This window comes from Nocardia sp. NPDC006044 (assembly GCF_042871115.1).
GTDB lineage: Bacteria > Actinomycetota > Actinomycetes > Mycobacteriales > Mycobacteriaceae > Nocardia.
In genome coordinates this window covers 703,070-725,465 of sequence record NZ_JBIAID010000003.1, presented here as the reverse complement: position 1 = coordinate 725,465, position 22,396 = coordinate 703,070, and the positions used below count along the sequence as shown (strand labels likewise).

Here is a 22,396-nt window from a genome sequence, read left to right as displayed (position 1 = left end):
CAGCCGTTATGTCTTCGTGGGTTGACGTGCCCCGTCGTAGGTGTAACTATGGGAAACAGATAAACCTACGAGGAGAGGCAGCGACGACGATGTCTACAGCCGTGACGCCCCCGGTCGATTCCGATCTGGAGAAGGCGCAGGAGTACGCCTCGAAGCTGCTGTTGCTCTCCGAGGGATCGGTCAACAAGCACTTCGACCCGTTCGAGGACATCGACTGGGACAACCCCGACTTCGCCCCCGAGGCGGGCCCGGAACGGTGGATCCTGCCCGTGTCGGCCGATCCGCTCGGTCGCCACCCGTGGTACCTCGCGCAGACCGACGAGCGCAAGATCGCGATCGGCAAGTACCGCCAGGCCAACGTCGCCAAGGTCGGCCTGCAATTCGAGACCATCCTGATCAGCGGCATGGTCACGCACAACTTCGGCCTGCCCAACGGTTCCCCCGAGTTCCGCTACTGCTCCCACGAGATGATCGAGGAGCACAACCACACCCTGATGTTCCAGGAGATGGTGAACCGGATCGGCGAGGACGTGCCCGGCATGGGCCCGCTGGTGCGCAAGTTCAAGTACCTCGGCGCGCCGGTCGCGGCGCTGTTCCCGAACCTGTTCTTCATGGCGGTGCTGGCCGGCGAGGAGCCGATCGACCACATTCAGAAGGCGATCCTGCGCTCCGGCGAGGACGTGCACCCGATCATGCGCGGCGTCATGGCCATTCACGTGGCCGAAGAGGCGCGGCACATCTCCTTCGCCCATGAGTTCCTGAAAATCCATGTGCCCGAGGCGAAGCCGGGCAGCAAGTTCGTCCTGTCGATCGCGATGCCGATCGTCATGTACATCCTGGGCCGCTCGATCTTCACCCCGCCCCGGTCGTTCTGGCGCGAATTCGACATCCCGGACTACGTGCGCAAGGAACTGTTCTACGGGTCGAAGGAATCCAAGCAGGAGTTCAGCGACTTCTTCGGCGACGTGCGCACCCTGGCCAAGGACATCGGCCTGATGAACCCGGTCTCCAAGGCGGTCTGGAAGCTGCTCAAGATCGACGGCCACACCACCCGCTACCGTTCGGAGCCGCTGCGTTCGGCCAAGGTCGGCTGACGTGCCCTACATCGTCACCCAATCCTGTTGCAGCGACGCGTCTTGCGTGTACGCGTGCCCGGTCAACTGCATCCATCCGACCCCGGATGAGCCGGACTTCCTGACCGCGGACATGCTCTACGTGGACCCGAAGGCGTGCGTCGACTGCGGCGCCTGCGCCACCGCGTGCCCGGTCGACGCGATCGTGTCGGCGAAGAAGCTGACCGACGAGCAGAAGCCGTTCATCGAGATCAACGCCGACTTCTACCGGCAGACCCGGCCGCGGCCGCTGCTGGCGAAGCCGGTGCCCGCGGCCGAGATTCGCACCGAGCGCCGGCCGATGCGGGTGGCGATCGTCGGATCCGGTCCGTCGGCGATGTACGCGGCCGACGAGCTGCTGACCCAGCCCGACGTGTCGGTGACCGTGTTCGATCGGCTGCCGGTGCCCTACGGGCTGGCCCGGCACGGTGTCGCCCCGGACCACGACAAGACCCGCAAGGTCAGCGAGCTGTTCGACATCATCTCGGCTCAGGACGGTTTCGGCTCGTACCTGAATGTCGAAGTGGGCGCGCATGTTTCGCATGAAGAACTGCTCGATCACTTCCACGCCGTGATCTACGCCGTCGGCGCCTCCGCCGATCGCAAGCTCGACATCCCCGGTGAAGGGTTGTCCGGCAACATCTCTGCCACCGACTTCGTCGCCTGGTACAACGGGCATCCCGATCACGTGGACCGCGTCTTCGACCTGTCGCAGCAGCGGGCGGTGATCGTCGGCAACGGCAACGTCGCCCTCGATGTCGCGCGCATCCTCACCAGTGACCCGGATGCGCTGGCGGCCACCGACATCGCGCCGTACGCGTTGCGGGCGCTGCGGGAGAGCAAGATCGAGGAGGTGGTCATCCTCGGCCGCCGCGGTCCGCTCGAATCCGCCTTCACCGTGCCGGAATTCGTCGGCCTGCTCGGCGCGGACGTGGACATCGCGATCGAGGGTGAGCTGCCCGAGGTGACCGAGGGTCTGCCGTATCAGGTCGAGCAGAAGCTGCGCCTACTGCACAGTGTGGGTGCCCGGCCGTTCGGCGAACGCAAGCGAATCGTATTCCGCTACTTGGCTTCTCCCACCGAAATTCTCGGCACCGACCGAGTCGCCGGCATCGAGGTGAGCCGCAACGAGCTCGTCACCGATGCCGACGGCCGCACCCGCGCGGTCGCGACCGGCGCCACCGAGCGGCTCGACGCGGGTCTCGTGCTCACCTCGGTCGGCTACCGCGGTGTGCCGCTGCCGGGCTTGCCGTTCGACGCCGCGGCGAACGTGATCCCGAACCGGGACGGCCGGGTGCTCGAACGCCTCGACGGTGCGGTGCTTCCCGGCACCTACGTCACCGGCTGGATCAAGCGCGGTCCGACCGGCTTCATCGGCACCAACAAGTCCTGCGCGCAGGAGACGGTGCGGCAGCTGGCCGACGACTTCAACGCCGGTCGCCTGCCCGAGCCCGCAGGCAGCGCAACGGAATTCGATCACCTGATCCGCCGGCGTCAGCCTGCGGTCCGCACTGCGGGCGCCACCAAGCGCCGCGGTCCGGTCCGTCGTCTGCTGACTCGCTCCTGAGCAGACTCCTCGGGGACCACGTGGTCCCGCGAGGCCGTCACCATCGACGCCAATGTCGCCGTCGATGGTGCCCTGCCCGGCCGCGTGACCGCGGCGGGCCGTGTTCTCCGCACCATGTCCTTGCCGCCACGCGCTGACGATTCACGCGCGGCGGAACCGCGTTCGGACGGGTCGCGCGCGGCGACCCGTCCGGGCTTCTACTGCGCGGTGAATCCGCCGTCGATGGCGAGGGCCGCGCCGGTGATGAATCCGGCCTCGTCACTGAGCAGGTACGCGCAGAACGACGCGATCTCGGCCGGCTGACTGATCCGGCCCAGCGGGTGCAGTGCGGCGATCGTCGCCTCGCCCTCCGGCGTCGCGCCCATCGAGTTGCGGAACGCCGGGGTGTCGATCGCGCCGGACACGATCGCGTTCACCCGGACGCCCTGCGCTGCGGATTCCAGCGCGATCGCCTTGGTCAGGCCGACGACGCCGTGCTTGGCCGCCACGTACGGCGCGACCGAGCCCATGCCGACCACCCCGAGATTGGACGCGTTGTTGAGGATCGCGCCGCCACCGTTGGCGATCAGCGCGGGCACCTGGTGGCGCAGGCCGTAGAACACGCTGGTCAGGTTGAGTTCCAGGTCGGCCCGCCAGCTGGCCTCATCGATCTCGCCGATCGGGCCAAAGGTGTTGAGCGCGCCCGCGTTGTTGAAAGCCGCGTCGAGGCGGCCGTACTCGGTGAGCGCCGCCTGGGTGAGCCGTTCGACGTCCGCCTCCACCGTCACATCGGTCGGCACGAACAGCGCGCGTCCCCCGGCCGCCCGGATTTCGGCGGCCGCCTGCTCGCCCGCGTCCTTGCCGCGGGCGCCGAGCACTACAGCCGCACCTTCACTCGCCACCCGCAGGGCCACCGCCTTACCGACACCCGAGCTGGCACCCGTGATCAGCACGACCTTGTCCGCGAACCGTGTCGCCATGGTCTCCATTTCCCTTCTTGTTCTTGCGATCTCACCTCGGTGGTGCGGTCGCGGAACCAAGTCAAGCCGGAGCGCGTCGTCGGTGCTGGCGGGAAACGGTCTTGGAGTTGATGCATCATGTATCTCGCGGGCGGAGTTGAGCTGTGCTGAAATCGTCAGCGCTGGCTATGGTTTGGTTACCGACCAGTCAGTGTCTTTATGTAACCCTGGATTCTCGGGGTGGTTCGGGTTGTTGATCGGTTATCGGAACATTGTCTGAATCGCTGCGAGGTAACCAGATCGGATGGGGCGGTATGGAATCGGCGCCTGTCGAGTGGGCTGAACAACTCTGCCGCGGAAGCATAGTCGCAGGTGATGCGGATCATTGTGGTCAAGAGTTAAACGTTTCGCGCCATTCTCGTGCCGTTCATGTCTATTCCACATCCTTCCAGCGAGCCGAACAGCTAATCTGTGCTGGCTGTTTGGAAGACGACCGCGGCCACACGGTTCTCTGTGTGATGGACGTGGTCTCGGTACGTTGACGGGATAGCATATGACCACAGGTCTGGGTTTCAGCATCGGCGCAGTGAACTCTATGACGGCTTCGGTGACCGGTGCGCGAACCCGGCCCGTCGTGCGCAGCCGGCGCACCGCGGTGACCTTCGACAGCGCGGGTGGGCTACGGATCGGCGGCATCCCGCAATTCAGTATGGCCGTAACGGATTTCGCCGATCTGAGCCGCGACCCGGAGCCGATGATCGTCGGCGGGCGCATCTGGTCGTCGGCGAACCTGGTCGCCGCCGTGGTGAACGGGCTGCGGGCCGCGGAGCCGGCCGCTACCGAGTCGGGTGCGGTAGCCGCCTATCCCGCAACCTATTCGGACAAAGAGGTGTCGCTGCTGCGGCAGGCGCTCGATCTGTCCGGCGCGAGTGACGTTGCGCTGGTGCCGGAACCGGTCGCGGCCGCGGAATGGCTGGAGCAGGAACACGGTCCGCTGGAGCCCGGCTTCGTGCTGGTCTACGACCTCGGCGGAACCAGTCTCGACATCACCATCGTGCGGGTCGGACCCGACTGGGACAACCATCCGATGGTCGGAAAACCCGTGCGCTCCTATGACTTCGGCGGTCGTCCGCTCGGCGCGATGATCGCCCGCTACGCCCATGAGACCGGACCGCGCACGACCACGCCGACGTCGATGCTGTCGATGGTCGACATCGACGGCCTGCGCACCGCGCACATCCACGACACGCTCGAGCTGGTGCGCGCCGCCGTCCGCGCCGCCGACCTCACCCTGTCCGACATCAGCCGCATTCTGCTGGTCGGCGGTGCGGCCCGCCCCGCCGAGGTCGCCCGTACCCTCGCCGAACTCGGCCGCCCCCTGGTGATTTCGGCCGATCCCGGCCAGACCGTCGCCGCGGGCGCCGCCCTCATGGCCGCCCGCACCATGGCCCTCGCCGCGTCCGGTGGCAAGGAGCACTCGCCGCGCGTCGCCGTATTCTCCAGCGCCGCCGTGGTTTCCGCGGTTGCCATGTCGGCGGTAACCGTCTTCGGCAGCCCCTCGACTCCCAGCGCGTCACCGGTGCTCGAACATTTCCCGGGTCTCGACGCGCCGACCACCGACACCTTGTTATACGACGCGAGCGCGGATCTGACCGGCCACCGGGACGCTTGGGTGGCGACTCCGGCCGGCTGGACCACCTCCCGCGCCTTGGCCACCAGCGCCGGACTGCCGAAACCCTCGGCCTACGGCCTCTTCATCACCCCCGCCTCGCACGCCACCAAACTCGGTCCCAGCGTCGCCGAATCGCGCCTCGGCTCCCATAACGAGCCCCGAACCCCGGGAGCCACAACGCAATACGGCGGCACCTACGCCAACCCCGCGTACTTCATCAACCCGCTGCCCTTCGGCCAGCTCATCCCGCAGCCGGGACCGCTCCCCGCGCCGGGCACGCCGGCCCAACCCGCGGTTCCGATCGCCGGCGCCCCCGTAGCGCCACCGGCAGGCGCCATACCCGCTGTGCCTGCGGCCAATCCGGCCCCCGCGGTGCCGGACCCGGTAGCCTCCGCGCCCGTCGCAAGCACTCCCGCTACCGGCGGCGCCGTGGACACCCCGACCGCCGGCACTACGGCCGGCCCCGGGACATCAACCGGCACAAGCACTTCTGGCTCCACCGGGGAAACGACCTCGGGTAGCACGTCCTCCAGTGGCACCACCTCGGGCGGATCCGCCGGCGAATCCAGCACCGGCGGCGGCACATCCTCCGGCGAAACCTCGACCGGCGGCACCACCTCCGGCGGCACCACCAGCGGTTCCACCTCCTCGTCCGCGGGCGGCACGACTTCCGGCGGCACCACCTCGGGCGGAACCGCATCCGGCAACACCACCTCAGGTGGCACCTCCACCGGCGGCAGCACCTCCGGCGGTTCCACTACGTCCGGCTCGACCTCCGGCGGCAGCACCTCCGGCAGCGAGTCGTCCGGCGGCTCCTCGGCCGGTGGCTCCTCCTCCGGCGGCTCCGGCGGCTCAGGTGGCGGCCCCGGCGCCCACTGAGTCACCGGGGATTCGCTATTTCCGCCGAGACGGATCTGCATATGCGTCAGTGGACTCGATAGTGTTGCCGGATGCGGAGCGGCGAACTCCAGAGCCAGGTCATCTTTCTCAACGGGACGTCGAGTTCGGGGAAGACGACCTTGGCTCGCGGCATTCAGGATGTGAGCGACGTTCCGTTCGTCTACTGGGGGATCGACACGCTTTTCGATCTGGTGCCGCCGAACTGGGGCGGCGGCCGGGACGGGCCGTTGAGTCGCGCGGGCTTCTGGTATGACCGCACCGGTCGTGCTGCCGATGGGCACCCGCTGCTGGTCGTTCGGTACGGCGAGGTCGGTCTTCGAATGCTGCGCTCCGCCTGCGCCGCCGCTGCCGCCTTCGCCCGCGGTGGCGACCACCTGGTCATCGATGAGATGCTGCTGACCCCGGACCTGCTCCCGATGTGGCTGACCGCCCTCGCCGGCCTCGACGTTCGACTGGTCGCCGTCACCTGCCCGTTGCACGTCGCGGAGCAGCGAGAACTGGCCCGCGGCAACGAGATCGGCTTGGCCCGTGGCCACTTCCACAGCGTTCACGCCCACGGCATCGCCTATGACCTGACCGTGGACACCAGCACCGGCACGCCCACCGAACTGGCCGAAGCCGTACTCCGCCAGACCCACCGCTAGGGGTCCCGCCGCGAATCCGCACCCTCTCGGGATCCGCACCGGTTCTAGAGCTCCGAGCGAAGTTACGCCGGACAGTCCATATTTGGCGCTGATCGCGGGTGTTCCGCCGACTGCCTCGGCTGCGTACGTCGGCGTGGTGCGGCGCGGGCTTGCCGCCGATCGGGCTGAATCCTCGGGCGTGCGTGGCGGTCTCGGCGGGGGTAATCGGGGGACGCGCACCTTGGTGTCGAGGCACAATGAGGTGATGGCAGACGGGGGACCCCAGCTGATCGCGCTGGATGTAGACGGAACGTTGCTCGCCACCGGCAGTCCAGTCAGTGAGCGCGTGGCCGCGGCCGTGCGCGCCGCGGTCGAGGCGGGTGCGCACGTGGTGGTGACTACCGGGCGGACCGTGCTGACGACCCGTTCGGTGCTGGCCGAACTGGGGCTCGTCGAGGGGCACGCGCTGTGTTCGAACGGCGCTGTGCATGTCGACGTGGCCAAGGGGCAGCCGTTGACGGTGCAGGATTTCGACCCCGCACCCGCCGTCCTCGCCCTGCGCGCGCTGATCCCGGAGATGATCTTCGCCGTGGAGAAGGTCGGCGTCGGCTACTGGGCCACCGGCTACAGCCCGGGGGAGTACTCGCTCGGCGACTACCTCCTCGTCGACCACAGCGCCCTGAGCAGCGAGCCCACCCCGCGGCTCAACGGCTGGTGGCCGGAGGGTTCGCTGGAGGAAATGCTGCGCCTGTTGCACGAGCTCCAGGTCCCCGGCGCCAGCTGGGTGCACGGGGAATTCGGCCCCTGGCTCACCGTCTCCCGCCAAGGCGTCTCCAAAGGCTGGGCCCTCGAGCGGCTCCGCCTGGCGCTGGACGTCCCGAGCGACGCCACCCTGGCCATCGGCGACGGCTACAACGATCGTGAAATGTTCCACTGGGCAGCCCATTCCGTAGCCATGGCCAACGCGCCGGCCGCCGTCAGAGACCTGGCCGACGAGGTAACCGGCAACGTCCTCGAAGACGGCGTCGCAACCGTGCTGGAGCGCTGGTTCCGCCCGTAGCGCAGCGCCGCTGCTCGTTGGGGCGCTGGCATCGACCAGCCCACCACCCCTGTTGATGAGTTATGCCCATACGCTATTGTGAACATCGATGTTCGTAGCTGATGTCAGGACCGTCGCCTGGCCAAGCATCGCCGCTGCGTGAACGTCACGGTGCCGTCCGCGGCACCGCTGCTCGATCGCCTGTTCCTCGGCCGATCCCGCCGTGTTCGCGGGACCGGGCGACCATCGATGGACTCGACGGAGGTTATCGACATGACCCGCACGCCGTTCTACGCGGAGGTGCAAACCCATTACGACCTGTCCGACGAATTCTTCGCCCTGTTCCTCGACCCGACCCGCACCTACAGCTGCGCGTACTTCGAGCAGGACGACTACACCCTGGAACAGGCGCAGCGCGCGAAAATCGATCTGGCACTGGGGAAGTGCGATCTACGGCCCGGTCTGACCCTGCTCGACATCGGCTGCGGCTGGGGTTCGACGATGATGCGCGCACTGGAGTGCTACGACGTCAAGGTCATCGGGCTGACACTCAGCAAGAACCAGCACAGCTATGTCCAAGGGATGTTGGACGAGGGCGGCTACGGTGGTCGCGCCGAGGTCCGCCTGCAAGGCTGGGAGGAGTTCGACGGCAAGGTCGACCGCATCGTGAGTATCGGTGCGTTCGAACACTTCAGGCACGAGCGGTACACCGAGTTCTTCGACTTCGCCTACCGCATCCTGCCCGAAGACGGCCGAATGTTGTTGCACAGCATCGTCATCTATGGCCTGACCTATCTGCGCGAACACGACATAAAGTTCGACCGGACCGATATCGACTTCTTCCGATTCATCCGTGACGTCATCTTCCCGGGCGGCCAATTGCCCTTCCACAGCAGCAAATTCCCGCCGGGCATCCGCCAGTACGCCGAAGGCGCCGGCTTCTCCATCGAACGGATCCACCCGCTGCAACTGCACTACGCGAAGACCCTCGACCTCTGGGCGGCCGCCCTGGCGGAGCGCCGCGACGAGGCCGAGGCCCTGTGCGGCCCGGATACCTATCAGACGTACATGCGTTACCTGACCGGATGTGCCCACCACTTCCGGGCCGGGCACATCGACGTCATGCAGTTCACCTGTGTGAAGTAGTTCAGCTCAACGGGATTCGCGCCACGATGGGCGTCGTCGGCTGAACCGACCCATTACTCGGTTCGGCCGTGATGGCCAGCAGCGTGGCGTCTCCGGTCAGGTCCGTCGCCAGTTCGGCGCGATCGCCGGAGACGTGCATCATCCCGGCCGAACGCGGTGTGCCGCCGGCCGGGATGGTCCACAGCTGGTAGCCGTGCCGGTCGTCCGGCGTGGGCAGTCCGGTGGCGGTGACGACCACCTTGCCCACGCCGGCCGACACCACCGCCGTGGCCGTTCCGTCGCCGGTTGTCAGTTCACCGTTCCAGGTGACGGCGTCGCGCACCTGATCCGCCGCGACCGCCTCGCCACCGCGCTCGCCGCGGATCAACGACAGTCCGGTGATCAAGACCGCCACCAACGTGATCGCCGCCGCGAGACCGATCGCCGCTCGGATGATCCATTGGCGACCGCGCGGTGGAATATCGTTGTCCGACAACCCATTCAACGCAGGCATGATGTCCGTACGGCCGAGTGCATCTACTGCGGGCAACAGCTGGGTCTGTCCGAGCGCATGGCCGCGCCGCTGCGGGCGCACGCGAATATCGGCGAGCACCTGGTCTTTCAGCTCCGCGGAAGGCAACGGCGGCACGGCGACCGCGAGTTCCAGCGCGACCTCGCTCAGCTCGTCGATCTCGGTGCGGCACCTTGCACACTCGGTCAGATGTTGCTCGAAGACGGCGCGTTCGGTCGGGGACAGCGCGTCCAAAACGTAAGCGCCCGTGCGAGTATGCGGGTCGGATGTGGTCACGAGCGCTCCCGAACTATTCCGCAGGCGGAGCAGCCCTTCGCGCATCAGGGTTTTGATCGTGCCGACCGGCTCGTCCAGCGCCTCGGACACCTCGCGATAGGTGCGGCCGCCGTAGTAGGCGAGGATGATCGACCGGCGTTGCAGGTCGGTGAGCTCGTCCAGCGACTGCCGGAGCGCGGCATGCTCCGTCGCCACTTCGTCGTGGTGTGACTCCAATTGCACTGCGCGGTTGTCTCTTTCGGCATTGGCCCGCTGATAGCGCACCCGGTCGGCGGCGCGACGGTGCGCGATGGTCAGCACCCACGCCACGGCGCTGCGGCCGTGTTCGTCGAACTGTGCGGCTTCGAGCCAGATCTCCAGCAGCACCTCCCGCGCGACCGCCTCGGACTGGGCATGGTCACGCAGGACAGCGTCGACGATGCCGAGCACCGGGCCGGCCACGAGGTCGTAGACCGCGGCGAAGGCCTGCTCGTCGCCGCGGGCCACACGGCGCAGTAATAGTTCCGGAGTGTTCGCCTGCTCGGTCATGTCGTCGAGGGTGCGGGCGCCGGGTAGGGCTGGGGCGCGGCTGACCATAGGTGTCCTTCCAAACCTGACCGAGCCGGGAGCCGTGCGCGACGGCAGCGGCGGATGTGGGCCAGATCATATGACGCCGGGTTCGCCGGCGCGTCCGCACTGCCCCCGCGCGCCGTCGAAATCCAGACCAATCCGCGGGCGCTTCGGCTGCGACTCCTATGCAGAGCCTGCCTGCCAGCGGCGGCTCGCGCAGTGTCCCGGCCGAGGCGACCGGCCGGGACACGCGGCGGGGCATGGTGCCGGACGAACGAGTCCCGTCCGGCACCATGTCACCGTTTCGACGTTAGGCCGGGCCGGTGCCGGCCAGCACCTCGAGGTAGTGCGGGTTGGACATCAGGCCGAGGATATTGCCGAACGGGTCGACGACCGAGGCGGTGACAAAACCGGTGCCCACGCCGCGCTCGGTGATCGGGTCGTACTCCTCGGCGCCGAGCTCGAGCAGCCGGTCGAAGGTGGCCCGGAGGTCGTCGACGTGCCAGTTGACGATCGCGCCGCCGGGGGCATTACGCGCACCCGCCGGGCCGTACGCACGGTTGACGAGACCGAATTCGGCCAGGTAGTCGCCGATGCGGAACTCGTAGTAGCCACCGGGGACGGTGAAGTACGGCTCGACGCCCAGGAACTCGGTGTACCAGTCCTTCGCGGCCTCCAGGTCGTCGGCGTAGAACGTGCTCGTCGCCATTCCTCGCAGCATTGTCGATCTCCTTTTTCGGTTCCTGCCCTGCTTGTGAAAACCATCCTCCGCCCTTAAGTGCTCACCGAATGAGCACTTTTCCGGGCAGAATTGGGCGCATGCGAGCGGACAGATTGGTGGCGATTCTGCTGATGATGCAGACGCGCGGGCGGGTGACGGCCGCCGAGGTCGCCGCGGAGCTGGAGACGTCGGTGGCGACCGCGCGACGTGATCTGGAGGCGTTGTCGACGGCGGGCGTGCCGGTGTATCCACAGCCCGGTCGCGGTGGTGGGTGGTCGCTGGTCGGTGGGGCGCGCACTGATCTCACGGGCTTGACCGCGGGGGAGGCGCGGGCGTTGTTTCTGCTCGCGGGACCGTCCGCGAACGCCTTGCCGGAGGTGAAATCCGCACTGCGCAAACTGGTTCGAGCCCTACCGCAACCGTTCCGTACCGACGCTGCCGCAGCGGCCGATGCCGTGGTAATCGACCCGGCCCGATGGGGTCATACAGATCGTGAGCTGCCTCCGGTGGTCGCGCTGCTACAGCGAGCAGTGGTGCAGCGCAACAAGGTTCGCCTGCGCTACGCAAGCAAGCAGGGCGAACGCACCGAGCGGCTGGTCGACCCGTGGGGCCTGATCGACAAAGACGCCATCTGGTATCTCATCGCCGGCACCGAGAGCGGCCAGCGCACCTTCCGGGTCGATCGCATCACCGAAGCCGTCCCGACCGACGAATCCGCCCACCGCCCAACCGATTTCGACCTCTCCGCCACGTGGAACGAGGTGGTCGACGAACTCGAACGACGCCGCGCCGCCACCGCCGCCACCGTCCTCATCTCCGACCGCCTGCTCCCGATCTTGCGCAACCAGCAGGGCAGGCACTGCGTAGTAATCGGCCCGGTCCCTGACGGCCGCATCCAAGTCCAGGTCACCGCCCCCACCCCCTGGATGCTCGCCCAGCAACTAGCCGGCTGGGGCGCCTCTATCGAAGTCCTCGACCCGCCCGAAGTCCGCACCGAACTGGTCCGAATAGCCACCGAACTCCTCGACCGCTACCGAGAGGACTAGCCACCGTGCGGGACGGCCGGGTCAGGCCGATTGATTGCAGTACGACCGTACGTTCGTATTTTGGCGATTTCGTGGAAGAATAGGGTGATGTCCGAGTCCACTACGGCTGCCGGACGGCAGCAAGGCACCGATCAGCGGTTGGCGAAAGGGGCGCGATCACGCGCTTCGATCGCGCGGCATGCGGCCGATGTGGCGTCTGTCGAGGGGTTGACCGGCGTGACGATCGGCAGGCTCGCCGCCGATCTCAGCCTCAGTAAGAGTGGGATCGCGACGCTGTTCGGCAGCAAGGAAAGCCTGCAGCTGGCCGCGGTCAAGGCGGCGCGGGATGTGTTCCTGGACGAGGTCATCACGCCGAGTCTGCACGAGTCGAGCGGGATGCCGCGGTTGCGCGCGCTGGTCGAGCGCTGGTTCGGGCAGGTCGCCGAGCCGGCCTTCCCCGGCGGCTGCTTCCGCGTGGCCACGCTCGCCGAGTTCGACAGCCGGCCCGGTCCGGTCCGCGACGCTATCTCGGCGGACCATCGTGACTTCATCACATTCCTGTCCAACGAAATCCGTCGTGCGCAGGAACAAGGTCACCTCGGCGAACACAACGCCGATGTCATCGCCTTCGAACTGGACGCCGTGATCTCGGCCGCGCACACCGCCCACCAGATGGGTGACGAGTGGGGTGTCGCGACCGCCCGCGCCATCGTCGGCAACCTGCTCAGTTGAGCATTGACCCGGTCTCCGCGGACATTTTCGCGCTCCTCCGCCCGGCTATCGCCGATATCGACGGGAAATTGTCCGGGTAGAACGACACCTTCGTATACCGGCGTGCTCGCAGCCGACTACGTCGATATGAAGCGTGCCGACCACACGTCGGCGGCCTGAACGGCGGACGACGAACCATCGGTTCGTTTGCCAGGCAAGCCGATTGGACCGTTGATTGCCGCGCCGGTGGCGACCTCGGCGATCCAGCCGGTCCTGTACTTCGCGCTCACCGGCGCATTGTGCGAGTGGGCCGGGCGGCTGCATGGCGAAGCCGATGACGTAACTATCGGGCCGGCGTTCCGACTGGATCTGAACTGGCCGACGGGGCGACGTGCGGGGTGGGCTTGCCGGTCAAGCCGACAGGGTGAGGGTGTTCGCTAGTGCGGCGTCGTAGCGGTTCCAGGCGATGTCGGTGAGTGCCGAATGGGGTCCGATGACGTTGGCGTGGATGACATCTGGCGCCGCGGAGAGGAGGCGGTCGGTGAGTAGGCCCGGTGCCAGGAACCATGGGGCGACCAGGATGTTGCCGGCACCTCGGGTGCGCAGGCGGGAAATCGCTTGGGGCAGGGTCGGTTCGGTCGTGGCGAAGCAGATCTCGGTGAGGTGCCCGGTGAGTTCGGCAAGGCGGCGGGCCACCTCGGCCGTGCGGGCATTGGCAGCGGAGGAGGAAGAGCCGACCGCGGCCACCGCGACTCCCAGTCGATTCGACGAAGCGCCGAGCGACGCCGCCTCCACCCGATCCCGCAACGCCCCGATCAACCGCGAATCGGCCCCGAGAACATCCGCCTGAGTCAACTGCAACTGCGGATGCCGAGCATGCGCCGCAGCCAGCAGGCCGGGCAGATCCACCCGCGCATGAAACGCATTCCCCAACAACAGCGGCACCACTACCGCTTGCGTATGCCCCTGCGCCGCAACAGCATCCACAACCTGCTCAACCGAAGGCGCGTTCAAATCGAGAAACGCCAACCGCACATCGACCCCCGGCCGCCCCGCCGCAATCCCCCCAACCACCGCGGCCATAGTCGCCGCCGACCGCGGATCCCGGCTCCCATGCGCCACCGCAATCAACGCAGGACCGCCACGCCCCGTCCCAACCTCACGCCCGAGCAGTTCGCCCCCGACGTTCGGCAACGCAAGCGCATTCGGTACCAATGCTGCCTGGATGACAGGAGGTATCGCCGAACTGGCGGCCCGTAACGCAGTCTTGCGTGCAGATGCCGACGCCGTCGCTGGTGCAGCGGTGTCGCTACCCAGCGCTGCCTCGACCCCGGACGACACCATCGCATGTGTGGCGTTGCGTTGCGTCGCAATGTCTCGAGCAGTCAGTGTGACCTCGGACGGCGCAGCGCCGGTGGGCGTACTCGGCATCAGTGCAGCCGAAACAGCTGGCTTCGTCACGAAACTTGGAGCGTCTCGCGCGATCTCGCACGCCGAAACCGACATCGCCGCGTGTGCGTTGGTGCGTTGCGTCTTGTTGCCCGGTGCAGTTGTCGCGACCTCGACCGGTACAGCGTCGACGGGCGCAGTCAGTGCAGCTGCAGCGGGCGGCTCAGTTGTGAAACCAGTGGCTACCGGTGCGATCTCGCGCGGCTTCGGCACCCCGTCCGGCACCGCGGGCGCGGCGACGGGCCGCGTCGCGGTGCTGAACGGTTTGTTCATTTCAGACTCCGGTGCCGACTTCGACGGCGGACAGGACGTCGCCGACGAGGCCGGCGGCGAGGGTGTTGCCGCCGGAGGGATCGATGAGCAGGAAGCTGCCGGTGTGGCGGTTGACTCGGTAGTCGTCGACTGCGAGCGGATCGGCTACGCGGACGGAGATGCGGCCGATGTCGTTGAGGGACAACGAATCCGGGTTGGGGTCGGCGCTCAGGCGCTGCTCGTCGAAGCGTTCCAGCAGACTGCCGACGATCGCCTGGGTGGTGCGGGTGCCGTGCTTGAGCAGCAGGCGCGCGCCGGGATGCAGCGGCTTGTCGCCGAGCCAGCAGACGGTGGCGTCGAAGGTGTCGATCGGCTCGGGGGCGTCGGCGACCGAGGCGATGGTGTCGCCGCGGGAGATGTCGACGTCGTCGGCCAGGATCAGCGTGACACTGCGGCCGGTCTGGGCCACCGCGAGTTCACCGTCGGGAGTATCGATCCGCTCGACGGTGGTGCGAATCCCGGAGGGCAGCACCACCACTTCGTCGCCCGGCGCGACCGAACCGGCCGCGATCTGCCCGGCATAGCCGCGGTAGTCGGGGTATTCGGCGGTGCGCGGGCGGATCACGTACTGCACCGGAAAACGAAGTCCCAGTGTGTGATTGCCGGTGCTGTCGGCGTCGACCGGCACCGACTCGAGGTGCTCGATCAGAGACGGACCGGTGTAGTACGGGGTCCGGTCCGAGCGGGTGGCGATGTTGTCCCCGTGCAGCGCGGACACCGGAATCTCCAGCACGTCGTCGTCGGACCAGCCGAGTGCCCGGGTGAGCCCGTTGAATTCGGCGGAGATCTCCGCGAACACGGTCGCCGGATCGTCGACCAGGTCGATCTTGTTCACCGCGAGCACCAGCTTCGGCACCCCGAGCAGCGCGAGAACGGCTGCGTGCCTGCGGGTCTGCTCGATGACGCCCTTGCGCGCGTCGACGAGCAGAATCACCAGCTGCGCGGTCGAGGCGCCCGACACCGTGTTCCGCGTGTACTGCACGTGCCCCGGCGTATCCGCGAGCACGAAGGAACGCTGCGGCGTCGCGAAATAACGGTACGCGACATCGATGGTGATGCCCTGCTCCCGCTCCGCCCGCAACCCGTCCACGAGCAACGAAAGATCCGGTGTGGCAAGCCCTTTGTCCACCGACGCACGGGTCACGGCGTCGATCTGATCGGCCAGCACGGATTTCGTGTCGTACAGCAGACGCCCGACCAGAGTGGACTTACCGTCGTCGACAGAACCGGCGGTCGCCAGCCTCAATAGCTGTGCTGATGGCTCGCTACGCAAGCTCCACTCGGCAGACATATCAGAAATAACCCTCTCGCTTGCGGTCTTCCATCGCGGCTTCCGACACCCGGTCGTCACCGCGGGTAGCACCACGTTCGGTCAATCGGGAGGCGGCCACCTCGGCGAGAATCGCCGCGTTGTCGGCCGCGTCGGAAAGCACGGCGCCCGTGGACGATCCGTCACCGACGGTGCGGTACCGCACCGAAAGCGTTTCCAGCGTTTCGTCTTCCCGCGGCCCGCCCCACACGCCGGGCGTCATCCACATGCCGTCGCGCTGATATACCGGACGCTGATGCGCGTAGTAGATGCTCGCCAGGTCGATGTCCTCGCGGGCGATGTAGCGCCAGATGTCCAGCTCGGTCCAGTTGCTCAACGGGAACACCCGCACATGCTCGCCCGGCGCGTGCCGCCCGTTGTACAGGTTCCACAGCTCCGGCCGCTGCCGCTTCGGATCCCACTGCCCGAAGGCGTTGCGCAGCGAGAAGATTCGTTCCTTGGCCCGCGAACGCTCCTCGTCGCGGCGACCGCCGCCGAACACCGCGTCGAACCGGTGCTCGCTGATCGAGTCCAGCAGCGGCACCGTCTGCAGGGGATTACGGATGCCGTCCGGCCGCTCGGTCAGCCTGCCGTCGGCGAGGTAATCCTCGACCTTGGCGACATGCAGCCGCAGCCCGTACCGCTCGACGATCTTGTCCCGGAAATCCAGCACCTCGGGCAGGTTGTGCCCGGTATCGACATGCAGCAGCGAAAACGGCAGCGGCGCAGGCCAGAAGGCTTTGAGCGCCAGGTGCAGCAGCACGGTGGAGTCCTTGCCGCCGGAGAACAGGATCACCGGCCGCTCGAATTCCCCTGCCACCTCACGGAAAATATGGATCGACTCCGACTCCAGTGCGGCCAGAGTGTCGAAATCGGTAATGCCGAGGGCACGTTCGGTCGTGTTCGAGGACTCGCCCAGAAGTTCGCTCACAATGCTCTCCGTCATGCTGTGTCCAATCTGCCTGCCCGAGGGCCCTACGTGATTACGCACGCTGCCTCCTCCGGGCCTGACTCGGTCAGGCGGTGTCTGATTTGCCTGCCCGAGGGCCCTACGTGGTTACGCACGCTGCCTCCTCCGGGCCTTCTCGGTCAGGCGGTGTGCAACCCGCATTCGGTCTTGGCGAGGCCGGCCCAGCGCCCGCTTCGCGGGTCGGCGCCCGGCTCCGGTTTCCGCGTGCACGGCGCGCAGCCGATCGACGGATACCCTTCCTCGACAAGGGGATTGACGAGGATGCCGTGCTGTTCGATGTAGTCCTGCATCGCGTCGTCGGACCAGGCGGCGATCGGATTGATCTTCACCAGCCCGAACCCCTCGTCGAACGAGATGAGCGGCGCGTTGGCCCGAGTCGGCGACTCGACCCGGCGGATGCCGGTGACCCACGCGTTGTACCCGGCCAGCGACTTCTTCAGCGGAACGACCTTGCGCAGCCGGCAGCACTCACCCGGATCGCGCCCGAACAGATCCTTGCCGAGCAGCTGATCCTGTTCGGTGACAGTGTGTTCGGGCCGGACGTCGATCACGTTCACCCCGTACACCGCCTCGACCGCGTCCCGGGTGCCCATGGTCTCGGCGAAGTGGTAGCCGGTGTCCAGGAACAGCACGTCCACGCCGGCACGAACCTGCGCGGCCAGGTGCACCAGCACGCCGTCCTGCATGTTCGAGGCGACGATGTAGCCGGAGCCGAAGGTGTCCTCGGTCCACCGGAGCAGATCGAGCGCGGACGCGTCTGTCCCGAGGTCGGCGGCGCCCTTCTCGGCGATGGCCCGGAGCTCGTCCTCGGCCAGCTTCGCCACCAGTTCGGTTGTCACAGTTGATCTCCCATCACGTGCCCGGCGCAATCGAGGCTCATTTCAGATCGGCCTCGTCGGCACGAACGGCCCACTGGGCGAACCGTTCGCCGTCCTCGCGGTGCTTGATGAAGTTGCGCACCACCCGCTCGATGTAGTCACCGAGCTCGTCACTGGTCACCTTGTGCTGACGCAGCTTGCGCCCGAAGGCGCTGTCGAAGCCGAGGCTGCCGCCCAGGTGAACCTGGAAGCCCTCCACGTGATTCCCGCTGCCGTCGTCGACCAGCTGGCCCTTGAACCCGATGTCGGCGATCTGCGAGCGCGCGCACGAGTTCGGGCAGCCGTTGATGTTGATGGTGACCGGAACGTCGAGCTGCGCATTGAGATCCGCGAGCCGCTCCTCGAGTTCGGGCACCAGCACCTGCGACCGCTTGCGGGTCTCGGCGAAGGACAACTTGCAGAACTCGATTCCCGAGCAGGCCATCAGGTTTCGCCGCCACAGCGACGGCCGCGCTTGCAGCCCCAGCGGCGCCAGCTCGTCGATCAGCGCGTCGACCTTGTCGTCGGCGACGTCGAGCACGATCAGCTTCTGATACGGCGTGAACCGGATCCGGTCCGACCCGATCCGCTCGACCGCCTCGGCGACCTTGGTCAGGATGGTGCCGGACACCCGGCCGGCGATGGGGGAGAACCCGACCGCGTTGAGCCCGTTCTTCAGCTTCTGCACGCCGACGTGGTCGATCGGCTTGGTCGGCTGCTCCGGCGCCGGGCCGTCGATCAGCTTGCGCTTCAGGTACTTCTCTTCCAGCACCTCGCGGAACTTCTCGATGCCCCAGTCCTTGACCAGGAACTTCAACCGCGCCTTGGTGCGCAGGCGGCGGTAGCCGTAGTCGCGGTACAGCGACACGACGGCCTCCCACACATCCGGCACCTCGTCCAGTGGCACCCACACACCGACCCGTTGCGCGAGCATCGGATTGGTGGACAGCCCGCCGCCGACCCACAGGTCCAGACCCGGACCGTGTTCGGGATGGTTCACCCCGACGAACGCGACGTCGTTGATCTCGTGCACCACGTCCTGCTGGCCCGAGATCGCGGTCTTGAACTTGCGCGGCAGGTTGGAGTACTCCGGCTTGCCGATGTAGCGGCGCACGATCTCGTCGATCGCGGGCGTCGGATCGATGATCTCGTTGAACGACTCCCCGGCCAGCGGCGAGCCGAGCACCACGCGCGGGCAGTCGCCGCACGCCTCGGTGGTCTTGAGCCCGACCGCCTCGATCCGCTTCCAGATCTCCGGGACGTTCTCCACCTCGATCCAGTGGTACTGCACGTTCTCGCGGTCGGACAGGTCGGCGGTGTCGCGGCCGAACTCGGTGGAGATCTGGCCGAGCGTGCGCAGCTGCTCGACGCTCAACGCGCCGGCGTCGCAGCGGATGCGCATCATGAAGTACTTGGCCTCGAGCAGGTCGATGTTCTCGTCGCCGGTCCAGCTGCCGTCGTAGCCCTGCTCGCGCTGGGTGTAGAGACCCCACCAGCGGAACCGGCCGCGCAGGTCGCCCTTGTCGATGCTGTCGAAGCCCTGCTTCGAGTAGATGTTCTCGATCCGGGCGCGGACGTTGAGCGGGTTGTCGTCCTTCTTGGACTGTTCGTTCGGGTTCAGCGGTTCGCGGTAGCCGAGCGCCCACTGACCCTCCGCCTTGCGGCGCACCGGCTTACCCGTGCGGGCGCGCGGCGCGGTCGACGCGGCCGCCTCCGCGCGCGGGCGATCGGCGCGAACGCGGCGCTCGGACGCGGGGCGGTCGGGACGGGTGTGGTGGCCGGGCCGGGGCTCGGGGCCGGACTGGTCGGTCGGACCGGCGTCGGTACTCGACGTCATAGGGGTCGCTCCTGCGGGGTTATCGAAATCCGTGCTGGAGGTGCGAGGGGCTGACTCGCACCTGCGGTGTCAGCGGACCGATGAAGTCGAAAATCGGGATCGCCGGGTCGTGGACCCGGGGATGGGCGTCGCTGAGCTACCGAGGGGATTCGGTCAGACAGCAGGCACTACAGACGCGCTTGTAGTCGACGTGGCGACGTGCCACAAGTCGTACTCCCGATGCGCGCATGAAGCTATTGTGCCACCTCAGCGGCGGCCTTCCGACGGGGTGTCCGTATTTTCCGCAGTTTTGCGGGAAATCCCCTGGACCATTGACCGGATATGTGACGCCAGTCATAGATCATCCGTCTATGGCGGCCGGTGATGCGTAAACCGCACCGGAAGTGAACCGCGCCACGCGCCCTCCGACGACTTGACCTGAAGTTATGTTCAGGTATCAGAGTGGGCGGCATGAGTACCGCATCCGTCGACGCCGACCTCGACGCCATCCGTGAAGTAGTCGCCACCATCCAGCACACCCAGCAGAACGAACTGGTCGACGAGTTCATCGGGCTGTTCCGCGAAGACGCGATCTGGACCACCGGCGGCGGCAAACCGCTGCTCGGCCGCCCGGCCATCGCCGAGTTCACCGCGAAGGTGCTGCCCGGTGCGATGCTTGACGGCACCGTCACCTACGAGGTGGTGCACGTCCTGTTCATCCGCCCCGACGTCGCGGCCGTCAAGGTCCGCCAGCGCTACTTCACCACCGACGGCGAACCCACCCGCGAGGGTTCACCAATGTACGTCATGTCCAAGGAGAACGGCCGCTGGCTCCTCACCGCGAACCAGAACACCGTCGTCGCGGAGGACTGACGTAGCCGAGAGGGAATTGGTGCAGGTGGCTTCTCGGGATACACCTGCACCAGTTCCCGATGATCAGTCGTCCAGATCCCGACGCCGGGGGCGGGCGGGTGATGCGGGACCTGCACACTAGAGGGGTGAGTTCACCTGCGGCTATCCCTGTCGGCACCGAGACGTCGGGGCCGGTGCTGAGCGACTTCGGGGGCGGTCCGTTCGGGATCTACGTGCACGTGCCGTTCTGCGCGACGCGGTGTGGGTACTGCGATTTCAACACCTACACGGCGGGCGAGCTCGGCACATCCGCGTCGCCGCAGTCCTGGCTGGACGCGTTGCGGGGCGAGTTGGCCACTGCGGCAGCGCAATTCGCGGAACTGCCGACCGCGACGCCCGAGGTCGCGACGATCTTCGTCGGCGGCGGCACGCCCTCGCTGCTCGGCGGTGACGGCCTGTCCTCGGTGCTCGACGCGGTGCGCGCCAACTTCGCCCTCGCGGCGACCGCCGAGGTGACCACCGAGTCCAACCCGGAATCCACCTCGCCGGACTTCTTCGACCGCCTCCGCGCGGCCGGCTTCACCCGGATCTCACTCGGCATGCAATCCGCCGCCGCCCACGTGCTGAAGGTGCTCGACCGCACGCACACCCCGGGCCGCGCGGTCGCCGCCGCGAAAGAGGCCCGCGCCGCCGGGTTCGATCACGTGAACCTCGATCTGATCTACGGCACTCCCGGTGAACGCGGCAGCGATCTCGACGCCAGCCTCGACGCGGTGCTCGAAGCCGGTGTCGACCACGTCTCCGCCTACTCGCTGATCGTCGAGGACGGCACCGCGCTGGCCCGCCGCGTGCGCCGCGGCGAACTCCCGGCCCCCGACGACGACGTCCTCGCCGCCCGCTACGAACGCATCGACGCCCGCCTCGCCGCGGCCGGCCTGACCTGGTACGAGGTATCCAATTGGGCCGCAGGCGAAGCGGCGGCCTGCCGGCACAACCTCGGCTACTGGGACGGCGGTGACTGGCTCGGCGCAGGTCCCGGCGCGCACAGCCACGTCGGCGGTGTCCGCTGGTGGAACATCAAGCACCCCGCCCGCTACGCCGATCGTGTCACCGTCGGCGGGCTGCCCGCGGCCGGCTGGGAAACCCTCACCGCCGACGAGCGCTACACCGAACGCGTCATGCTGGCCGTCCGGCTCCGTACCGGTCTGCCGGTCGCCGATCTGGACTCCGACGGTCGTGCCGCCGCCGAGCGCGTCATCGCCGACGGCCTCGCGACTCGCACTGGGGATCGTCTAGTTCTCACCGATCGGGGCAGGCTCCTGGCCGACGGCGTTGTTCGCCGACTCCTCGTCCCCTGATCCAGGGCCGGGCGCAGTGCCGCGCGACTCGTTTTCGTGATCATGTGACGCAACGCTCACCTTCCCCGCGCGGACGCCGTTGCCGATCATGACGACCCAGCTCGGCGTCGAGCGGTACCGGGGCCTCCGCAACCGCCTCACCACCGGAGCGGGCGCGGCTGGCAAGCCCCCTCGACCAGGGCGACCACCTGCCGATTTACTGCCGATTCGGTGCTCGATCGGCCCGATTCAGCGAACTGCCGAGTCGGTTCGGCTGTCGCGGAGCGAGCGCGCCTTGTAGGCTTCGATCAACCCCAAGGAGATTCATGTCCCCGGCACGACACATCACCCTCATCCACGAACCGGGCGAATTCGCCGAGGCGCGGGCAAATGAAAAGGCCGAAACTGCGCGACAAAGCGCGGTGGCCGCACGCACCGTTGCCAGCTATTCACAAAATGCCGATGATTGCCAGTCGCTATTGGCGATGCTCGGCTTGGACGCACTCGCAGGCAAACAAGCCAGGGTCTGCGACTAGCAGTACCGAATTTCCTCGCTTCTCGCGGGGAAACAAGCCCGCACGCGGCACATCTGCGCCGGACGAAATGTGACGGGTTACGAAAACCCCAGCGCCGCGCGATCATTGCGATCGTGCGGTGTCTGTGTCCGGAATGCAGCGCCTCGGCCCGGACCCGCCGGCTGATTC

Annotated in this window: 20 protein-coding genes; 11 read left to right on the top strand and 9 right to left on the bottom strand. The window is 67.3% G+C overall.

All coding sequences use genetic code 11. The features are described 5' to 3' along the window. Positions 1–89: 89 nt before the first annotated feature. Positions 90–1,094 (top strand): diiron oxygenase, encoded by a 1,005-nt coding sequence (locus ACFYO1_RS27825; protein WP_387236836.1) that lies wholly within the window; start codon positions 90–92, stop codon positions 1,092–1,094. A 1-nt stretch (position 1,095) separates the two neighbouring features. Then, entirely contained in the window at positions 1,096–2,679 is a 1,584-nt protein-coding gene (locus tag ACFYO1_RS27820; RefSeq protein ID WP_387236834.1) for an FAD-dependent oxidoreductase, read from the top strand. 197 nt (positions 2,680–2,876) lie between these two features. On the opposite strand, the gene ACFYO1_RS27815 is transcribed toward ACFYO1_RS27820, so the two are convergent. Next, on the bottom strand, positions 2,877–3,638 hold the full coding sequence (locus ACFYO1_RS27815; protein WP_387236832.1) for an SDR family NAD(P)-dependent oxidoreductase: 762 nt from the start codon (positions 3,636–3,638) through the stop codon (positions 2,877–2,879). A gap of 574 nt (positions 3,639–4,212) precedes the next feature. Here ACFYO1_RS27815 and ACFYO1_RS27810 point away from each other — a divergent pair. The 4 genes from ACFYO1_RS27810 (at position 4,213) to ACFYO1_RS27795 (ending at position 8,997) form a co-directional block, all read left to right on the top strand. Continuing rightward, positions 4,213–6,168, top strand: a complete 1,956-nt coding sequence (locus tag ACFYO1_RS27810) for an Hsp70 family protein (RefSeq protein WP_387238614.1) — start codon at positions 4,213–4,215, stop codon at positions 6,166–6,168. 71 nt (positions 6,169–6,239) lie between these two features. Beyond that, positions 6,240–6,833 carry a chloramphenicol phosphotransferase CPT family protein gene (locus ACFYO1_RS27805; protein WP_387236830.1) on the top strand — a complete coding sequence of 198 codons (594 nt, stop codon included), beginning with the start codon at positions 6,240–6,242 and terminating at the stop codon, positions 6,831–6,833. Positions 6,834–7,077: 244 nt separating this feature from the next. Continuing rightward, a complete protein-coding gene (locus tag ACFYO1_RS27800; protein WP_387236827.1) occupies positions 7,078–7,872 on the top strand; it encodes an HAD family hydrolase in 795 nt (264 codons plus the stop codon). Positions 7,873–8,124: 252 nt separating this feature from the next. Then, positions 8,125–8,997 (top strand): cyclopropane mycolic acid synthase family methyltransferase, encoded by an 873-nt coding sequence (locus ACFYO1_RS27795; protein WP_387236825.1) that lies wholly within the window; start codon positions 8,125–8,127, stop codon positions 8,995–8,997. Position 8,998: 1 nt separating this feature from the next. On the opposite strand, the gene ACFYO1_RS27790 is transcribed toward ACFYO1_RS27795, so the two are convergent. Together ACFYO1_RS27790 and ACFYO1_RS27785 are read right to left on the bottom strand one after the other, a co-directional pair. Continuing rightward, positions 8,999–10,360: a sigma-70 family RNA polymerase sigma factor gene (locus tag ACFYO1_RS27790; RefSeq protein ID WP_387236823.1), complete on the bottom strand. Its 1,362-nt coding sequence runs from the start codon at positions 10,358–10,360 to the stop codon at positions 8,999–9,001. Between the two features lie 283 nt (positions 10,361–10,643). Then, complete coding sequence (locus ACFYO1_RS27785) at positions 10,644–11,054, bottom strand: VOC family protein (protein WP_387236821.1); 411 nt, start codon at positions 11,052–11,054, stop codon at positions 10,644–10,646. Between the two features lie 98 nt (positions 11,055–11,152). On the opposite strand from ACFYO1_RS27785, the gene ACFYO1_RS27780 reads away from it, so the two are divergent. Next, complete coding sequence (locus ACFYO1_RS27780) at positions 11,153–12,100, top strand: helix-turn-helix transcriptional regulator (RefSeq protein ID WP_387236819.1); 948 nt, start codon at positions 11,153–11,155, stop codon at positions 12,098–12,100. An 87-nt stretch (positions 12,101–12,187) separates the two neighbouring features. Beyond that, a complete protein-coding gene (locus tag ACFYO1_RS27775) occupies positions 12,188–12,811 on the top strand; it encodes a TetR/AcrR family transcriptional regulator (RefSeq protein WP_387236817.1) in 624 nt (207 codons plus the stop codon). 116 nt (positions 12,812–12,927) lie between these two features. On the opposite strand, the gene ACFYO1_RS27770 is transcribed toward ACFYO1_RS27775, so the two are convergent. From ACFYO1_RS27770 to ACFYO1_RS27745, 6 genes are all read right to left on the bottom strand, one after another. Beyond that, positions 12,928–13,080, bottom strand: a complete 153-nt coding sequence (locus ACFYO1_RS27770; RefSeq protein WP_387236815.1) for a hypothetical protein — start codon at positions 13,078–13,080, stop codon at positions 12,928–12,930. Between the two features lie 121 nt (positions 13,081–13,201). Beyond that, positions 13,202–13,963, bottom strand: coding sequence for a sirohydrochlorin chelatase (locus ACFYO1_RS27765; RefSeq protein ID WP_387238611.1), 762 nt, complete (start codon positions 13,961–13,963; stop codon positions 13,202–13,204). Between the two features lie 550 nt (positions 13,964–14,513). Further along, positions 14,514–15,842 carry a sulfate adenylyltransferase subunit 1 gene (locus tag ACFYO1_RS27760; protein WP_387236813.1) on the bottom strand — a complete coding sequence of 443 codons (1,329 nt, stop codon included), beginning with the start codon at positions 15,840–15,842 and terminating at the stop codon, positions 14,514–14,516. A 1-nt stretch (position 15,843) separates the two neighbouring features. Next, complete coding sequence (gene cysD, locus ACFYO1_RS27755) at positions 15,844–16,791, bottom strand: sulfate adenylyltransferase subunit CysD (protein ID WP_387236811.1); 948 nt, start codon at positions 16,789–16,791, stop codon at positions 15,844–15,846. 158 nt (positions 16,792–16,949) lie between these two features. After that, a complete protein-coding gene (locus tag ACFYO1_RS27750; RefSeq protein WP_387236809.1) occupies positions 16,950–17,669 on the bottom strand; it encodes a phosphoadenylyl-sulfate reductase in 720 nt (239 codons plus the stop codon). Positions 17,670–17,706: 37 nt separating this feature from the next. Then, positions 17,707–19,524: a nitrite/sulfite reductase gene (locus ACFYO1_RS27745; protein WP_387236807.1), complete on the bottom strand. Its 1,818-nt coding sequence runs from the start codon at positions 19,522–19,524 to the stop codon at positions 17,707–17,709. A 450-nt stretch (positions 19,525–19,974) separates the two neighbouring features. On the opposite strand from ACFYO1_RS27745, the gene ACFYO1_RS27740 reads away from it, so the two are divergent. The 3 genes from ACFYO1_RS27740 to ACFYO1_RS27730 all read left to right on the top strand — a co-directional run bounded on the left by ACFYO1_RS27740 (position 19,975) and on the right by ACFYO1_RS27730 (position 22,228). After that, positions 19,975–20,376 (top strand): SgcJ/EcaC family oxidoreductase, encoded by a 402-nt coding sequence (locus tag ACFYO1_RS27740; RefSeq protein WP_387236805.1) that lies wholly within the window; start codon positions 19,975–19,977, stop codon positions 20,374–20,376. A 125-nt stretch (positions 20,377–20,501) separates the two neighbouring features. Then, on the top strand, positions 20,502–21,713 hold the full coding sequence (gene hemW, locus ACFYO1_RS27735; RefSeq protein ID WP_387236803.1) for a radical SAM family heme chaperone HemW: 1,212 nt from the start codon (positions 20,502–20,504) through the stop codon (positions 21,711–21,713). A gap of 305 nt (positions 21,714–22,018) precedes the next feature. Further along, positions 22,019–22,228 carry a hypothetical protein gene (locus tag ACFYO1_RS27730; protein WP_107654883.1) on the top strand — a complete coding sequence of 70 codons (210 nt, stop codon included), beginning with the start codon at positions 22,019–22,021 and terminating at the stop codon, positions 22,226–22,228. Positions 22,229–22,396 lie beyond the last annotated feature (168 nt).

Coding starts and splice junctions, on each gene's coding strand:
- ACFYO1_RS27800 (WP_387236827.1), top strand. CDS start 7,078: ATGGCAGACGGGGGACCCCAGCTGATCGCGCTGGATGTAGACGGAACG.
- ACFYO1_RS27805 (WP_387236830.1), top strand. CDS start 6,240: ATGCGGAGCGGCGAACTCCAGAGCCAGGTCATCTTTCTCAACGGGACG.
- ACFYO1_RS27730 (WP_107654883.1), top strand. CDS start 22,019: ATGTCCCCGGCACGACACATCACCCTCATCCACGAACCGGGCGAATTC.
- ACFYO1_RS27790 (WP_387236823.1), bottom strand. CDS start 10,360: ATGGTCAGCCGCGCCCCAGCCCTACCCGGCGCCCGCACCCTCGACGAC.
- ACFYO1_RS27795 (WP_387236825.1), top strand. CDS start 8,125: ATGACCCGCACGCCGTTCTACGCGGAGGTGCAAACCCATTACGACCTG.
- ACFYO1_RS27810 (WP_387238614.1), top strand. CDS start 4,213: ATGACGGCTTCGGTGACCGGTGCGCGAACCCGGCCCGTCGTGCGCAGC.
- ACFYO1_RS27815 (WP_387236832.1), bottom strand. CDS start 3,638: ATGGCGACACGGTTCGCGGACAAGGTCGTGCTGATCACGGGTGCCAGC.
- ACFYO1_RS27780 (WP_387236819.1), top strand. CDS start 11,153: ATGCGAGCGGACAGATTGGTGGCGATTCTGCTGATGATGCAGACGCGC.
- ACFYO1_RS27740 (WP_387236805.1), top strand. CDS start 19,975: ATGAGTACCGCATCCGTCGACGCCGACCTCGACGCCATCCGTGAAGTA.
- ACFYO1_RS27745 (WP_387236807.1), bottom strand. CDS start 19,524: ATGACGTCGAGTACCGACGCCGGTCCGACCGACCAGTCCGGCCCCGAG.
- ACFYO1_RS27785 (WP_387236821.1), bottom strand. CDS start 11,054: ATGCTGCGAGGAATGGCGACGAGCACGTTCTACGCCGACGACCTGGAG.
- ACFYO1_RS27775 (WP_387236817.1), top strand. CDS start 12,188: ATGTCCGAGTCCACTACGGCTGCCGGACGGCAGCAAGGCACCGATCAG.
- ACFYO1_RS27760 (WP_387236813.1), bottom strand. CDS start 15,842: ATGTCTGCCGAGTGGAGCTTGCGTAGCGAGCCATCAGCACAGCTATTG.
- ACFYO1_RS27825 (WP_387236836.1), top strand. CDS start 90: ATGTCTACAGCCGTGACGCCCCCGGTCGATTCCGATCTGGAGAAGGCG.